Source organism: Mesorhizobium sp. WSM4841 (genome assembly GCF_055811515.1).
This window is the reverse complement of sequence record NZ_JBVVQC010000021.1, coordinates 32,317-47,262: the sequence shown is the minus strand read 5'-3', so window position 1 is coordinate 47,262 and position 14,946 is coordinate 32,317. Positions and strand designations below refer to the sequence as shown.

Below are 14,946 nucleotides of genomic sequence, written 5' to 3'. Positions count from 1 at the left end.
TGTGTCGCCGCTATTTCTGCCTCATGCGGCGAGGGAAGCGCAGCCATCTTTCCTCGACCGGCCTTGGGTGCTCGAGGATGGTGGTGAGCTCGACCGGCAGGCTCGGCGCCAGCGGCTTTTTGGTCGCGACGCCGTCCGCGATGGCAACGATGCTGTGGTAGAATTCGGCGCCTGAAAGCGACCTTGGCGGCACGGCCTCGTGCATGATCGAGATCACCGTGACGTCTGGACAATTGTCCTTGATCGCCTGATGGAAGGCGATCTTCCCTTCGGGGTCGAGCGCGCCGGTCGCTTCGTCAAGGAACAGCAGCCCGGGCTGCTGCAGCACGATACGAGCGACAACCAGCTTCTGTTTCTGGCCGCCCGAAAGCACCTGATCCCAGTTCATGCCCTCGCGGCTTTCATCGGCCATGTGTTCGATAAAATCGCCAAGGCCCGCTCTGTGCAAAGCCGATGCAACCTGCGTGTCGGCGTAATCGCGCTCTGAGCCGGGCAGGCAGACCAGTTGCTTCAGCGAGACCTGCTGCAGCTTGACCTCCTGGGCGGCATAGAAACTTTCGACCCCTTCCGGGAAGACGATGGTACCGCGGCCATAGGGCCACAAGCCGTTGATTGCCTTGATCAGCGATGTCTTGCCGCAACCCGACTCGCCCTTCAGGAACGTCCACTCACCGCGTCGGAAGCGCAAATTCGCAGCACTCAGGAACGGCGTGGCGTCCTCGCCCTGATGGGTCAGCTCGAGCTTCTGGATGGTCAAGCCGAAAACCGGGTTCTGGCGATCATAGCGGAAATCGGAGCAGCCGGTGAGACTGTAGAATTCCTGCGGGTGCTGGACGTTTTCGATCGCGTTGGCGAGTTCGGTCACGCGTTGGCTGTTGGCCCGCAGAGCCGCAATGGAAGGCATGACATGGATGAACCACGAACACTGACTGATCAGCGAGTTGACCATCTCGGAGCCGGTTATGTAGCCCTTGAGATCGAAACGGTTGTGGATGTAGGGGACGAGGCCCGGCCCGTAGGCGACAATGCGGGCGCCGATGAAATTGTAGACCAGCTCGAAAGAACGGTAGCCGGTGTTGACGATGTTCAGCCTTGCCCAGGTGCGGTCGATGTCGACATAAAGCCGGTCGTGCATCGTCTTTTGCACATTCTCGCCCTGTGAGGCGGCGACGTGGAAACTGCGACGCAGGAACGTCGTCAACTCGCCGCGATAACTGCCTTCGGACTGCTGCATCCGGATGTTGAGCCGCTCCAGCAGTCTGCCGAGCTTCACCGCGATCCAGGTGTTCAGCGGCACGTATATGGCGACCGCCAGGAAAGCCAGGACCGCGCTGCCATAGCTGCCGAGGAACTCCAGCCCTTTCACCTCCGCCGAGGTTTCAAGCAGTTTCCGGCCGACGAAATAAAGCGATGTGGCGACAGCCATGACCCCCATGGCGAGGCCGATGGCTCCGCCGGTCATGTCCTTGATCGATTCCTGGACGCGCTGGTCGATGTTGTCGGGAGCAGCAGTGCCGGAGGAACCATGCTGGGCATGGAAGTGCGTGTGATTGGTGTCGAGAAGCGCTTCGTTGAAACGGCTGTCCAGCCAACCGCGCCATTTGCGATGCAGCGTTGCGGAAACAAAGGTGCGGATGCCGGTAAAGCCCGCGTCCTTGAGCACGACCAGAAGGATGAGCATGCCGGCATTGGTGAGCAGCGATGCGAGCGGCGTGGTGTTCGCGGCATCGTGGTAAAAGGCGATCGAGTTGACCAGTTCCCCGGATGCTTCGGCGAACCAGACGCCGGCTTTGCTGGAGAGCGCGGTAAACAGCGCGATGACCAGCGTCAGCGTCCAAGCCTCCACCCAGCGGTCCGAGAACCAGTAGGCCCGCATCAGTCCCCAGAAGCTGCGCATCGAGGAAACCGATGTCAGGAGCGGCGGCCTTGCGGCACCGCGGAGCCATTTTTTCGATATTGAATGTCGCTCTGGTCTACCGACCCGAATCACAATCCCGCCCAAACCTCTTTTAGTTTTGTTACAGACAGTAACACCAATTGATCATTTTCCATTATCTTTTCTCGGTCTGTGGAGGATTGAACCCCTAGCCGTTGCCATTAAGCAACAGCGGCAACGCCATGCGATGTCGTTCTCGAAGCAGATTATCTCTATAATTTCAATGAGTTGTTGGTTCATGCAGGCGGGCGCCAGCACCTTCCCCAAGGGAAAGCTTTTTGCACAGTTTTGTTAAGCAAGAGCGTGGTCGATCAGCCGATTTTTATGTCGCGGAAGACGAACGGACGCAAAGACGAGTCGTCATCCTTGTTGCCATATCGACCTGGCGGCAGCCGGAAAGTGACCGGAGGGCGTTGGCTGCTGTGGCGATGTCGCCAAACGCGCCTATGGAATGGCGTCTATCAGTTCGCTTTCTCCAACTCGCCCCGCGCCTTTGCCGCCGCGACCTGGCGAATGGCGTCGGTGAGCGTGTCAACGTCTTGCGCGCCCATCACCGCATACTTGCCCTCAAGCAGGAAGCACGGCACGCCCGTGATACCCATGCGCGAAGCAGTGGCGATTTCGGTGCGCACCGCCTCGACATCGGCGTCCGTCGGCAAAAGCGTCTCGACCACGGACGCATCCATACCGGCCTCGCGGGCAGCGTTGATCAGTACGACATGGTCGCCGAGATTGGCGCCTTCCTCGAAATTCAACTGGAACAGACGCCGCACGAGCCGGTTCTGCATGACCTCGCCGGCGGCGCCAGCCCAGCGGATGACGCGGTGAGCGTCCAGCGTGTTGGGCGCGACCTTGATGGCGGCGAAGGCGAAGTTGATCCCCTCGGCTTCGCCCAGTGGCTCGATGCGGGCGTGGATCTCGCGGACGCGTTCGTCGCTGCCGAACTTGGCCACCATGTATTCGCGGCGATCCTTGCCTTCGGGCGGGATGGTCGGGTCGAGCTGGAACGGCCGCCAGCGTATGTGCACGTCGACATCGCTTGCCGCGGCGATCGCCTTGTCGAGTCGCTTCTGGCCGATGAAGCACCACGGACAGACGACGTCGGAGACCACATCGACGGTAATCGACTTCTCGTCGCTCATCTTGATCTCCTGTTCCGAAGAGGTCACTTCGGCTTGCGCCACCATGTCGGCAGTCGATAGCCGGATATGGGGGTCTTTTGCGGATGTTCCAGATAGCTCCAGTAGGCGAGCCATTGCTGCGTGTTGTGCTGCATCGGAACCATGTAGTGGCCGGAGATCAACAACCTGTCGAGGACCCGGACGGCGGCAACATAATCTTCGCGGCTGCGGGCGTCGAGCATCGCCTCTAGTGCGGCATCTATCGCCGGATCGGCGACGCCGGCAAGGTTGAATGACCCTTCGGCATTGGCGGCAGCTGATCCCCAGCGCCCGAGCTGCTCGATGCCCGGCGACAGCGAGTTCTCGAAGCCGCTGGTGCCGATCAGCACATCGAAATCGAAACGTTGCTTGCGCGACTGGATTTGGTCGCCGTCAAGGCTGCGGATGGTGACAGCGATGCCGATCTTCGCCAGCGTGCGCTGGTAGATGGCGGCAAGGCGCTCCTCGTTCTGAGAGGCGGTCAGGATCTCGAAGCCGAAGGGTTTCCCCTCGGGATCGAGCATCACTCCATCCTGCAAGGTATAGGCCGCGCCCTTCAATATGTCGAAGGCAGCTTTCAGCACCTTGCGGTCCTGGCCCGAGCCGTCGGTGACGGGTGGCCGCCAGGTGCCGTCCATGACATCGGCTGGCACACGACCCGGGTAGGGTGCCAGAAGCGCCTTTTCCCTGTCGTCGGCCGGATGGCCGAGCGCGGAAAGCTCGGAATTCTGCCAATAGCTCATGGTGCGCATGTACTTGCCGCCAAACAAGTTCTTGTTGGCCCATTCGAAGTCGTAGAGCATGCCGAGCGTGCGTCGAACGACCGGATTGGAAAACTTCTGCAGCCGTGTGTTGAACAGGAACCCCGTCACCACTGGCGGGATGCCGGTGTCGAACGTTTCGGCGATCACGCCGCCCTTGTGGAAGGCCGGGAAGTCGAGATCGCGCTCGCGCTTGACCGGATCGCTGTCGTCATCGATGGCGCAGATGCCTTTCTTGAAAGCTTCCAGCTTGGCGTTGGCATTGAGGAAATATTCTATGGTGATCTGGTCGTAATTGTCGAAACCGCGCTTGGCGGGGATGTCCTTGCCCCAATAATTTGGGTTGCGCTTGAACACGATGCGCTGGCCAGGCGCCACGTGCGCCACGGTGTACGGGCCGCTGCCGATCACAGGTTTCAGCGTGGTCCTGTCGAAGGTCTCCTTGTCGAAAGCGTGCTTCGGTACGATTGGCGTCATCGCGATAACCAACGGAGTCTCGCGGTTGGCCTTGTCATTGAATGTAAAGCGCACGCTGTGGTCGCCGATTTTTTCGAGTCTGGCGACCATGCTCATACGGGCGCTGTAGGGTGGCCGGCCTTTCTCGGTAAAGACGTCGTAAGTGAACAGCACGTCTTCCGCAGTCATCGGTTGGCCATCAGACCACTTGGCCCTCGGATCGAGATGGAATTCGATGCTCTTGCGCTCTGGATCCATATCGGCAGTGTCGGCAAGCAGGCCATAAAGACTGAAGGCTTCATCGTCATTGCGCTGCATCAACGGCTCGAAGACGAGATTGCCGAAGATCCTATCGATCATGCCGCGTGCCGTCGTGCGCAGGCTTTTCAGGATGAATGGGTTGAGATTGTCGAAGCTGCCGACGACGCAATAGGTGATGCTGCCGCCCTTCGGCGCATCGGGATTGACGTAGTTGAAATGCGTATAGTCGGCCGGCAGCGCCGGCTCGCCTTGCATGGCGATCGCGTGTTTCGGCTCCGATACAGCTGGCTGAAGCGAAAGTGTGATAAAAGAGATCGCGGCGATCAGCCAAACAAGAACGCGGCCCATGACCGTCTCCTTACTGGGTCGGCTTGATGATTCGGAGCGCACCCTAGCATGAGCCGGCCGCCTCCCGGTCAATCGCGCGTTCAAGAATTGCGAGTATCGGGCTGGATTCGGCACCGCTAGCGGTGTAACACGCCGTCCGAGTCATTCTGTTGCCTCATTTCGGCAACAGGTAGCTGGACCACACGGCGCGAAGAAGCCGGTCTTGGGATCATTTGAGAGGAAGTTCACGATATGACGAGCCTGAACAGCAACGCGTACCGCCTGTCGGTCCTGGCCGCCGGCGTGGTCGGCTTTCTGGGCGCACAACTTCCAGCAGCTCTTGCGCAGCAGCAACAGCAGATTCCGCAGGGTTGGTTCAAAGCCTGCACCAAGCAGGAAGACGTCGACATCTGCAATGTCCAGAACATCACCACTGCCGGTAACGGCCAGCTCGTCACCGGCGTCAGCCTGATCGAATTGAAGGGCAAGATAAACCGCAAGGTGTTCCAGGTGACGGTTCCGACCGGTCGTCTGGTTCCTCCCGGCATTGGCCTTCAAATCGATACCGGGAAGGCGCAGAAGCTCGATTATGTGATCTGCTTCCCCGACCGCTGCGTGGCGGAAGTGCCACTGACCGACCAGCTCGTCGCCTCCTTCAAGAAGGGTTCGAACCTGACGCTGACCTCGGTCAATTTCCAGAACCAGCCGAACCCGATCAAGATCGCGCTGACCGGCTTCAGCGGCGCCTTCGACGGGCCGCCGCTGCAGCAGTCGGACATCGAGGATCGGCAGAAGAAGCTTCAGGATTTCGTTGCCAAGAACAACCAGGACTTCGCCAAGAAGCTCAAGGAAGAGCAGGACAAGGCGAAGAGCGCCAACTGATCGCCCCTCAGGGGCAATTTCTCAAGCCAAGAGAAAAGCGGGGGCATGCCCCGCTTTTTTGTTGCGGCCGGCCATTTCTTGATCCCAATCAGGCCCCCAATCCCGTCAGGTCAATGTCTTGACTGGCGTCTCGGCTCGTAGCCCCCGTCCGGCCTCTTGTCGAACATCTCGCCGATCTCCGGATGCCGCACCGGTTCGCCAGACTGATCCTCGAGCAGGTTCTGCTCAGACACATAGGCGATGTATTCCGTTTCCGAATTCTCGGCGAGCAAGTGGTAGAAGGGCTGGTCCTTGCGCGGCCGCACATCCGCGGGGATCGCCTCGTACCATTCGTCGGTGTTGGCGAATTGCGGGTCGACATCGAAAATGATGCCGCGGAACGGAAACAGCCGGTGGCGAACCACCTGTCCGATCGAGAATTTGGCTGTTTTCATCATCGTACTCACCACTAAGTCCTAGGAGTGCCGCGTCCTTGGAATGCGCAAAGACTCTCTAAGACTTTGAATTTACGCATTACGCTTCAAAAAATCGAGCCCGACTTATGGCTGATGCCTAGCCATCCTTGACGCAGACGCCGCATCAATTCAATGCCGAAGTGCTTGATCAATGCCGAAGCGCTTGACGCCACGTCAAGCTACGGGCCAGCCCGCCCGGGGGCGTGCTACCGCCGGACCTGTTTCCTTAAGCCACCGGCGAGCGCCGCAAAACCACTGCCGGGCCGCAGCCCCTCGCGCATGAAAAAGGCGCGAAGCGGCGCGAAGCCGCCGAGCAAGCCGAGGCCGGCGCTGCGCGCCATCTGTGCCGGCAGCATGTCCGAGAGCAGCGACTTGTTGAGAAGGTTGACCGCGCCGCTGCGTGCCAGAATGTCGGGCCGCCGCCTGAAATCGTAAGCCGCGAGTGCCTTGACGGCACCTGGATCGGTTCTGTTTTCGCAAGCAATCCCAACAAGATCGTCGATATCCCTGATACCAAGATTGAGACCTTGCGCGCCGATCGGCGGGAACACATGGGCGGCTTCGCCGACAAGTGCCACCCGGTTACGCGCGAAGCATCGGGGCGTCACGCCCGAAAGCGCGTAGATCTGCCGGCCCGGCTCGACAGACACCCGGCCCAGCATTGATTGCATCCGCTGTTCGACCCGCATCGAAAGTGTCGCATCGTCCAGCGCGACGAGTTCCTTCGCCGTTTCCGGTTCTACCACCCAGACAAGGCTGGACCGGTTGCCGGGCAGGGGAACCTGGGTGAACGGGCCGGTCTCGGTGTGGAATTCGGTCGAGGTGAAAGCGTGGTCGCTGCGGTGGCCGAAATTGAGAACCAGTGCCGCCTGCGGATAGGACCGGGCGGATGTCGAGATGCCGGCAGCCTCGCGGGCCGGCGACAGACGCCCGTCGGCAGCGACCGCCAGCGATGCTGCAACCTCGCTGCCGTCAGACAGGATCGCATGGGCATGATCGGCGTCGAGGCGCCAGGTCGCCACCATCGATTTTCGCCATTCGATGCCGGAATGCGCGGCTACGGCCCCGGCAAGTGCGGGATTGAGCGCGCTGTTGGGTAAATTCAGCCCGAACTGCTCCTCGCCGATTTCGCTGGCGCGAAAAATGACCACCGGGCTGCGAATCAGCCGGTTGGTTGCATCGACGATGCGCATAACCTTCAGCGGTGCGGCCTTGGACCTCACCTCATCAAGGACGCCCAACCGCTCGAGGATCTTCAGGGCTGGGTTCATCAAAGCCGTCGTTCGGCCGTCTTGGCCATTTGCCTCAGGTCCGACGAGCGTCACCGGAAAGCCGGCATCCGCGAAGCCAAGCGCTGCGATCAGCCCTGCCGGGCCACTGCCGGCAACCAATATCCGTGCTGTTTGCTGATGGTCCAAGTTCGCTTCCGGATTGTGATGCGAGGCGGTCGGTCCGACCTGATAAGCATATAGGTCAGATCATACGGCTTGATCAACGCGGCGATTCGGCCCATTCGATTGCCATGATCGGCCAAGACCATGATTTCAGCCATCTCGATCGTGTCGGCCGCGCCATGGCGAGCGTCTCGCGCAATCCCCGACTGGCGGTGAACATCACTTTGGGCGCAGGCGTCCTCCTGGCCTGGCTGCTTCTCGGCGCGATGGCGATTCGCGGCGCCGAAAGCCGGGTTCCGGGCATCGATGCACCCGGCGACATGATGCTCAGATATCTGCCGCAGCTGCCGCTGCCGGATTTTCTCGAGCGCTTCTTCACCCTTTGTCTTGCACCCGCGCCGCTCGACGGAGGCGTCAGCGCGCAGGCCGGAGCGCTCATCGTCATGTGGTTCCTGATGGCGATCGCCACCATGCTGCCCTCGGCGGCGCCGATGATCCGCACCTATTGCGAGATTGCCGATACGGCGCGGATCAAGGGCGAACCGGTCGTCCATCCGCTGGTCCTGGTCGCCGGTTATCTCAACGTGTGGTTGGCCGCGTCGGCAGTGTTTGCGGCGCTGACGCTCATCGTCCACGCCTTCGCCTCACCTGTGCAGATGCTCGATCCGGTGGTCGGAGCGACCGGAGCAGTCGCGCTTTTGGTTGCCGGCCTCTACCAGTTCAGCGGCCTGAAGGAAGCCTGCCTGACGAAATGCAAAAACCCGTTCTCGATCCTGTTTTCGAACTGGAGCGCGAAGCCCGGCCGCATTTTCCGGCTCGGCGTGGAGCAGGGCGTCTGGTGCCTCGGCTGCTGCTGGGCGCTGATGCTGGTGATGTTCGCGGTCGGTGTGATGAACGTGTTCTGGATGGCGCTGATCGGCTTGTTCACCTTGATCGAAAAACAGACGGCGGGCAGGCTGCCAACCCGGGTCGCCGGTGCGATACTGCTTGTCTGGGCAGCCGCCCTGCTAGTAGTCTCGGCATAGGGAGAGAATTCGATGGCGGATCAAGACTGGGCAATGAAGGGAGAGCTGGTGCTCTCCTGCAATTGCACGGTTTTTTGCCCTTGCGTGCTGTCTCTCGGCAGTCATCCGCCGACCGAGGGCTATTGTCAGACCTGGGCGGGGTTCCGCATCGATGCCGGCCATTTCGGCGAGGTCGACCTGTCCGGCCTCAACCTTGGGCTGGTCATGGAAATCCCCGGCTATATGAGCCGCGGCAACTGGACCGCCGGACTGTTCATCGACAAGCGCGCCTCAGTCTACGCGGTAAAGGCGCTGACCAGGATTTTCACCGGCAAGGCTGGCGGAACCACCTCGCTGCTCTCCATCCTGGTCGGAAAGTTCCTCGGCGTCGAGCAAGCTCCGATCACCTATGAGACGCTCGACAGGACGCGGATTTTCCAGATTCCGAAGGTCATTGACGGGGCGGTGACGCCGATTGTCGGCAAGGACCGCGACAAGGATACGGTGATCAGCAATTCAGAGTACTGGATCGCACCGGAAATCATCGTCGCCCGGTCCGACAAGAGCAAGATGCGGGCCTTCGGCCGCAACTGGAATTTTGCCGGCCGCTCGGCCGAAATCTGCAAGCTGGACTGGCGGGGCCCGTGAGCAAAAAAACAACGGCCAGGAAAATCACGGACAGGATTCCGAGACCGAAGAAGAAAGTCACCTGGCCGCAGGCGCGCGCGTTTTCGGTCCATCTGCTGACCGCGTCGGGCTCGTTCCTGGCGTTCCTGTCGCTGGTGGCGGCGAGCGAGCAGCGCTGGACGGCGATGTTCTGGTGGCTGGGACTGGCGCTGTTCGTCGACGGCATCGACGGGCCGATCGCCAGGAAACTCGAGGTCAAGGAAATCCTGCCGACATGGTCGGGCGAACTCCTCGACAACATCATCGACTACGTCACCTACGTGCTGATACCGGCCTTCGCGCTTTACCAGCGCGGCTTCATGGGTGAGGGCCTGTCGTTCCTGTCGGCTGCGATCATCGTCGTATCGAGCGCGATCTACTATGCCGACACCGGCATGAAGACCAAGGAAAACTTCTTCAAGGGGTTTCCGGTGGTCTGGAACATGGTGGTGTTCACGCTGTTCGTCATCGATCCGGGACAATGGGTTTCCTTCGCCGTGGTCGTGGTGGCCGGCATTCTGACCTTCGTGCCGATCAATTTCATCCACCCGGTGCGGGTGGTGCGGCTGCGCCCGATCAACCTTGGGATGACGCTGCTATGGTGCGCTTTCGGAGCGCTGGCGCTGGCGCAGGCAGCTCTTGCCGCCTTCTACGACCAAATCGGCGTCCTGGGCGAGCAGGTCAGTGTCTTCACCAAGATCGGCATCACGGTCACCGGACTTTACCTCGCATGCATCGGCGGTATCATGCAGCTCCTTCCAACGCTCGGCGCCAAGAAAACCTGATCCCAATAGAGTCTGGTCCCAAGAGAGCCTCATCAATGTCCAAAGCAATACGCATCCACGCCAATGGCGGTCCGGAGGTTCTGATCTATGAGGACGCTGATCCGGGCCAACCCGGCTCGGGACAAATCCTGGTCAAGCATACGGCGATCGGCCTCAATTTCATCGACGTCTATCATCGCTCCGGCCTTTATCCGCCGCCAGGCGGTTTCCCGCTGATCCCCGGCAGCGAGGCGGCCGGGGTGGTGGTGGAAGTGGGCGCGGATATCGACTGGCTGAAGCCGGGCGACCGCATCGCCTATGCCGTCACGACTGGCGCCTATGCCGAGCAGCGCGTGATCGCCGCCGACCGCGTGGTGAGGGTGCCGAACGGCATCAGCGACGAGCAGGCGGCCGCCATGATGCTGAAAGGGATGACGGCGGAGTATCTGCTGCGCCGTACCTTTAAGGTGAAGGCGGGCGACACGATCCTGTTTCACGCGGCGGCCGGCGGTGTCGGACTGATCCTCGGCCAATGGGCCAAGCACCTTGGCGCAACCGTGATCGGCACCGCCAGCTCCACCGACAAGATCGAGCTCGCCAAGGCGCATGGCTTCGACCATGTCATCAACTACCGCGAGCAGGACTTCGTCGCCGGCGTCCTCGCCATCACCGGCGGCAGGAAATGCGACGTCGTCTATGATTCGGTGGGCAACGACACCTTTCCGGCCTCGCTCGACTGCCTGAAGCCGCTCGGCATGTTCGCCAGCTTCGGTCAATCGTCAGGACCGATCCCGCCGTTCAGCTTGTCGTTGCTGGCCCAGAAAGGTTCGCTGTTCGCAACCCGTCCGACGCTGTTCGTCTACAATGCCAAGCGCGAAGATCTGGAGGCGTCCGCCGCCGCGCTGTTCGAAATCGTGCTCAGCGGCGCGGTCAAGATCAAGATCAACCAGCGCTACGCGCTCAAGGATGCCGGCAAGGCGCATTCCGACCTTGAAGGCCGCAGGACGACCGGGACAACCATTCTTATCCCTTGAGCCTTGCTATCGCTTAAAGCGACGTGCGTCCACTTGGACGCACAAAAGCACGCTCTAACAGTTTGAATCTACGCATCGTGCTTTCCGAAAATCGATTTCGATTTTCGGGCCGATGCGTTAGGTTTCCGCTGAAATTCTTGAAGCTCTTTCAAGACGGGTGCCGCTTTGCGATGACAGCAGGCCGCGCATACCATGCCTGCGGGAACACAGAACATATCTGGCAAACCAGATGGGAGGCACTGTGAGTGCAAATCAGGACGGCGCAGACCTGCTTGAGGTTCGTGGCCTTACCAAGACGTTCAGCACGCTGACAGCGTGCGACCATATCGATCTCAACGTCGCAAAAGGCGAAATCCACGCATTGCTCGGCGAGAACGGCGCCGGCAAGTCGACGCTCGTCAAAATGCTGTTCGGAACACTGGAGCCCAATTCGGGCGAGATTTTCTGGAACGGTCAGGCGGTCACGATCACCAATCCCGGCTTTGCGAAGAAGCTCGGCATCGGCATGGTGTTCCAGCATTTTTCGTTGTTCGAGGCACTGACGGCGGCCGAAAACATCGCGTTGTCATTGGACGACGGTTCGCCGATCAGCACGATCGCCGCGAAGGCGAGGGCGCTTTCCTACAGCTACGGCCTGCCGCTCGACCCGCAGTCGCTGGTCGGCGATCTGTCGGTCGGTGAGCGCCAGCGTATCGAGATCATCCGTTGTCTTCTGCAGACGCCGCAGCTCATCATTCTCGACGAGCCGACTTCGGTGCTGACGCCGCAGGAAGCCGACAAGCTGTTCGAGACGCTCGAACGGCTGCGCTCGGAAGGAAAGTCCATCCTCTACATTTCGCACCGGCTGGAAGAGGTCAAGCGCATCTGCGACCGCGCCACCGTGCTGCGCCACGGCAAGGTGGTTGGCCATTGCAACCCGCGCAAGGAAACTGCGGCATCGCTGGCACGCATGATGGTCGGCAACGACGTTCAGGCCGTGGTGCGCGCGCCGGTTCAGGGTATTGAGACCGCGCAGCCGCTGCTTGAAATCCGTGCACTCAGCCGCAGGCCGGCAACGCCGTTCTCGATCCCGCTCAGGAACATCAACCTGACGGTACGCGCCGGCGAAGTGATCGGCATTGCAGGCGTTGCCGGCAACGGCCAGGGCGAGTTCTTCGAATCCGTTTCCGGCGAGGTGCGGCAGCAGGATGCCGCCTCGGTGCGCATCCGTGGCAAGGATGCCGGCGGCCTCAGCATCACCGGCAGGCGGCTGATGGGCGCTGCCTTCGTGCCGGAAGAGCGGCTCGGCCACGGTGCAGCACCCCGCATGAAGCTTTCGGAAAACCTGCTGCTGTCGCGCCATGCCACCGACGGCAAGGTGTTTGTCGGCGCCGGCGGAATGGTCAAAAGCGATGCGATCTATGCCGCTGCCCAGCGCATCATCAAGGCGATGGATGTGCGCAAGAGCGCCCTGGACCCGGAGGCGGCAGCGCTTTCAGGCGGCAATCTGCAGAAATTCATTGTCGGCCGCGAACTCGACCGCAGGCCAAGCGTCATGGTCGTCAATCAGCCGACATGGGGCGTCGACGCCGGTGCCGCCGCCCACATTCGCCAGACGCTGATCGAATTGGCGCGCAGCGGCTCGGCAGTGCTGGTCATCAGTCAGGACCTCGACGAATTGTTCGAGATATCCGACGCGATCGCGGTGATGCACAATGGCGAATTGTCGAAGCCATTGCCGATCGCTGAGGCCACGTTCGAAAAGATAGGACTGCTGATGGGCGGGGCCGAGCCAGGCCACGCCGAACACGCTCTGGAGACGTCATGATGCGCCTCGAACTCGTCAAACGGCCGCAGCGCTCGATGCTGTTCTCGGCGCTGTCGCCCTTCATTGCATTCGTGTTGACGATCATCGCCGGCGCCATCCTGTTCGCACTGCTTGGCGTCAATCCTTTGAAGGCGTTCCAAATTTATTTCCTCGAGCCGGTCAGTCAGGTCTGGCAGCTGCACGAACTGGCGATCAAGGCGGCACCGCTCATCCTGATCGGGGTCGGCCTGTCGGTTTGCTACAGGGCCAACATCTGGAATATCGGCGCGGAAGGCCAATTCATCCTGGGCGGCATCGTCGGATCGAGCATTCCGGTGCTGTTTCCGCAGTTTGAAGGGCCGCTGGTGCTGCCGCTTATGCTGCTGTTCGGCATGGTCGGCGGTGCCGCCTACGCCGCCATTCCCGCCTTGCTCAAGACGCGCTTCAACACCAACGAGATCCTGACCAGCCTGATGCTGGTCTATGTCGCGCAGCTGTTCCTCGACTGGCTGGTGCGCGGGCCGTGGCGCGATCCGAAGGGTTTTAATTTCCCGCAGACGATACAGTTCAACGACTCGGCCATATTGCCGGAACTGATGCCGTCCTCCGGCCGTGCCAATTGGGGTTTCGTGTTCGCGCTGGTCGCGGCGGTGCTGGTATGGATCCTGATGAGCCGCATGCTGAAAGGCTTCGAGGTTCGCGTGCTCGGCTCAAGCCCCAGGGCAGGGCGCTTCGCCGGCTTCGGTATCAACCGGATGGTGTTCTTCGCCTTCATGCTGTCGGGTGCACTGGCCGGACTTGCCGGCATCTCGGAAGTCTCCGGCGCCATCGGCCAACTGCAGCCGGTGATTTCACCCGGCTACGGCTTTGCCGCCATCATCGTGGCGTTCCTCGGCCGGCTCAATCCACTAGGCATCGTCGCGGCGGGCCTGGTGCTGGCGCTGACCTATCTCGGCGGCGAGGCAGTGCAAAGCGCGCTCGGCATCTCCGACAAGGTGGCGCGCGTGTTCCAGGGCATGCTCCTGTTCTTCGTGCTCGGCTGCGACACCCTCATTCACTACCGTATTCGTCTGATCGGCTTTGCCGCGCCGAAGCTTGAATCCGCGCCGAAGCTGGAGGAGGCCCGCTGATGGACATCACCGTCAACATTCTTTTGACCATCGCAACCGCGGCGACGCCTTTGCTGATCGCGGCAATCGGCGAGTTGGTGGTCGAACGTTCCGGCGTGCTCAATCTCGGTGTCGAAGGCATGATGATCATGGGGGCGGTCGGCGGTTTCGGCGCCGGCTATCTCACCGGATCGCCGTGGATCGGGTTGTTGGCGGCGATCGCCTTGGGTGCGGTGTTTTCGCTGCTGTTCGCTGTCATGACGTTGTCGCTGGCCACCAACCAGGTGGCGACCGGCCTGTCGCTGACATTGCTCGGCCTCGGACTTTCCGGCATGATGGGCACCAGCTTTGTCGGCCAGCCCGGCGCGAGGCTGCCAAACCTCGACATTCCCGGCCTGACAGCGATCCCCGTCATCGGCAGGTTGCTGTTCGGCCAGGACCCGATCTTCTACATCTCGATCGCATTGACCGCCGCCGTCATGTGGTTCCTGTTCAAAACCCGCACCGGGCTCACGCTGCGTTCGATCGGCGACAGCCACACATCGGCCCATGCGCTTGGCATACAGGTCATCCGCTACCGCTATCTGGCGGTGATTTTCGGCGGCGCCTGTGCAGGCCTTGCCGGAGGCCACCTGTCGCTGGTCTATACGCCGCAGTGGGTGGAGAACATGACCGCCGGGCGCGGCTGGATCGCGCTGGCGCTGGTCGTGTTCGCATCATGGCGGCCATGGCGGGTGCTGGCTGGCGCCTATATCTTCGGCGCGGTATGGATCGGCCAGCTTCATGCACAGGCTTTTGGCATTCCGGTTCCCTCGCAACTGCTTTCTTCGTTACCCTATCTGGCAACCATCGTGGTTCTCGTTCTAATCTCGCGCAACAAGCGTTTGACGATGATGAACACACCGGCTTCCTTGGGGCAGCCATTCGTTCCGGATCGTTGACAATAAAAGA

Annotated in this window: 13 protein-coding genes; 8 read left to right on the top strand and 5 right to left on the bottom strand. The window is 61.0% G+C overall.

The genetic code is table 11. The features are described from left to right. Positions 1-10 precede the first annotated feature (10 nt). The 3 genes from AC0L14_RS22460 to AC0L14_RS22450 all read right to left on the bottom strand — a co-directional run bounded on the left by AC0L14_RS22460 (position 11) and on the right by AC0L14_RS22450 (position 4,922). Positions 11-1,897, bottom strand: coding sequence for an ABC transporter ATP-binding protein/permease (locus tag AC0L14_RS22460; protein ID WP_473750787.1), 1,887 nt, complete (start codon positions 1,895-1,897; stop codon positions 11-13). A 500-nt stretch (positions 1,898-2,397) separates the two neighbouring features. Beyond that, entirely contained in the window at positions 2,398-3,078 is a 681-nt protein-coding gene (locus AC0L14_RS22455; RefSeq protein ID WP_473527982.1) for a DsbA family oxidoreductase, read from the bottom strand. A gap of 23 nt (positions 3,079-3,101) precedes the next feature. Next, positions 3,102-4,922, bottom strand: a complete 1,821-nt coding sequence (locus AC0L14_RS22450) for an extracellular solute-binding protein (protein ID WP_473750786.1) — start codon at positions 4,920-4,922, stop codon at positions 3,102-3,104. 231 nt (positions 4,923-5,153) lie between these two features. Here AC0L14_RS22450 and AC0L14_RS22445 point away from each other — a divergent pair, with 231 nt between their 5' ends. After that, positions 5,154-5,783 carry an invasion associated locus B family protein gene (locus AC0L14_RS22445; protein ID WP_473487352.1) on the top strand — a complete coding sequence of 210 codons (630 nt, stop codon included), beginning with the start codon at positions 5,154-5,156 and terminating at the stop codon, positions 5,781-5,783. 110 nt (positions 5,784-5,893) lie between these two features. Here the strand turns inward: AC0L14_RS22445 and hspQ are convergent, their stop codons facing one another. Then, the gene (gene hspQ, locus AC0L14_RS22440) at positions 5,894-6,217 is read right to left on the bottom strand and encodes a heat shock protein HspQ (RefSeq protein ID WP_473487406.1); all 324 of its coding nucleotides are present in this window, start codon (positions 6,215-6,217) and stop codon (positions 5,894-5,896) included. 227 nt (positions 6,218-6,444) lie between these two features. After that, positions 6,445-7,656, bottom strand: a complete 1,212-nt coding sequence (locus tag AC0L14_RS22435; protein ID WP_473527981.1) for a UbiH/UbiF family hydroxylase — start codon at positions 7,654-7,656, stop codon at positions 6,445-6,447. Positions 7,657-7,760: 104 nt separating this feature from the next. Here AC0L14_RS22435 and AC0L14_RS22430 point away from each other — a divergent pair, with 104 nt between their 5' ends. The 7 genes from AC0L14_RS22430 (at position 7,761) to AC0L14_RS22400 (ending at position 14,936) form a co-directional block, all read left to right on the top strand. Then, complete coding sequence (locus tag AC0L14_RS22430) at positions 7,761-8,657, top strand: DUF2182 domain-containing protein (RefSeq protein WP_473750785.1); 897 nt, start codon at positions 7,761-7,763, stop codon at positions 8,655-8,657. A 12-nt stretch (positions 8,658-8,669) separates the two neighbouring features. After that, positions 8,670-9,284: a DUF1326 domain-containing protein gene (locus AC0L14_RS22425; RefSeq protein ID WP_473750784.1), complete on the top strand. Its 615-nt coding sequence runs from the start codon at positions 8,670-8,672 to the stop codon at positions 9,282-9,284. Between the two features lie 35 nt (positions 9,285-9,319). Further along, on the top strand, positions 9,320-10,087 hold the full coding sequence (gene pcsA / locus AC0L14_RS22420) for a phosphatidylcholine synthase (protein ID WP_473750834.1): 768 nt from the start codon (positions 9,320-9,322) through the stop codon (positions 10,085-10,087). Positions 10,088-10,122: 35 nt separating this feature from the next. Next, entirely contained in the window at positions 10,123-11,100 is a 978-nt protein-coding gene (locus AC0L14_RS22415) for a quinone oxidoreductase family protein (protein ID WP_473750783.1), read from the top strand. A 229-nt stretch (positions 11,101-11,329) separates the two neighbouring features. Further along, entirely contained in the window at positions 11,330-12,907 is a 1,578-nt protein-coding gene (locus AC0L14_RS22410) for an ABC transporter ATP-binding protein (protein WP_473527977.1), read from the top strand. Continuing rightward, positions 12,904-14,016: an ABC transporter permease gene (locus AC0L14_RS22405; protein WP_473750782.1), complete on the top strand. Its 1,113-nt coding sequence runs from the start codon at positions 12,904-12,906 to the stop codon at positions 14,014-14,016. The genes AC0L14_RS22410 and AC0L14_RS22405 overlap by 4 nt, the downstream gene beginning before the upstream one ends. Beyond that, positions 14,016-14,936 (top strand): ABC transporter permease, encoded by a 921-nt coding sequence (locus AC0L14_RS22400; RefSeq protein WP_029352466.1) that lies wholly within the window; start codon positions 14,016-14,018, stop codon positions 14,934-14,936. Before AC0L14_RS22405 ends, AC0L14_RS22400 begins: the two co-directional genes overlap by 1 nt. The last annotated feature ends 10 nt before the right edge of the window (positions 14,937-14,946 follow it).

Bases quoted from the DNA above. Each gene is read 5' to 3' on its own strand.
- AC0L14_RS22460 (WP_473750787.1), bottom strand. From the start codon at position 1,897: ATGCGCAGCTTCTGGGGACTGATGCGGGCCTACTGGTTCTCGGACCGC.
- AC0L14_RS22455 (WP_473527982.1), bottom strand. From the start codon at position 3,078: ATGAGCGACGAGAAGTCGATTACCGTCGATGTGGTCTCCGACGTCGTC.
- AC0L14_RS22450 (WP_473750786.1), bottom strand. From the start codon at position 4,922: ATGGGCCGCGTTCTTGTTTGGCTGATCGCCGCGATCTCTTTTATCACA.
- AC0L14_RS22445 (WP_473487352.1), top strand. From the start codon at position 5,154: ATGACGAGCCTGAACAGCAACGCGTACCGCCTGTCGGTCCTGGCCGCC.
- hspQ (WP_473487406.1), bottom strand. From the start codon at position 6,217: ATGAAAACAGCCAAATTCTCGATCGGACAGGTGGTTCGCCACCGGCTG.
- AC0L14_RS22430 (WP_473750785.1), top strand. From the start codon at position 7,761: ATGATCGGCCAAGACCATGATTTCAGCCATCTCGATCGTGTCGGCCGC.
- AC0L14_RS22425 (WP_473750784.1), top strand. From the start codon at position 8,670: ATGGCGGATCAAGACTGGGCAATGAAGGGAGAGCTGGTGCTCTCCTGC.
- AC0L14_RS22415 (WP_473750783.1), top strand. From the start codon at position 10,123: ATGTCCAAAGCAATACGCATCCACGCCAATGGCGGTCCGGAGGTTCTG.
- AC0L14_RS22410 (WP_473527977.1), top strand. From the start codon at position 11,330: ATGGGAGGCACTGTGAGTGCAAATCAGGACGGCGCAGACCTGCTTGAG.
- AC0L14_RS22405 (WP_473750782.1), top strand. From the start codon at position 12,904: ATGATGCGCCTCGAACTCGTCAAACGGCCGCAGCGCTCGATGCTGTTC.
- AC0L14_RS22400 (WP_029352466.1), top strand. From the start codon at position 14,016: ATGGACATCACCGTCAACATTCTTTTGACCATCGCAACCGCGGCGACG.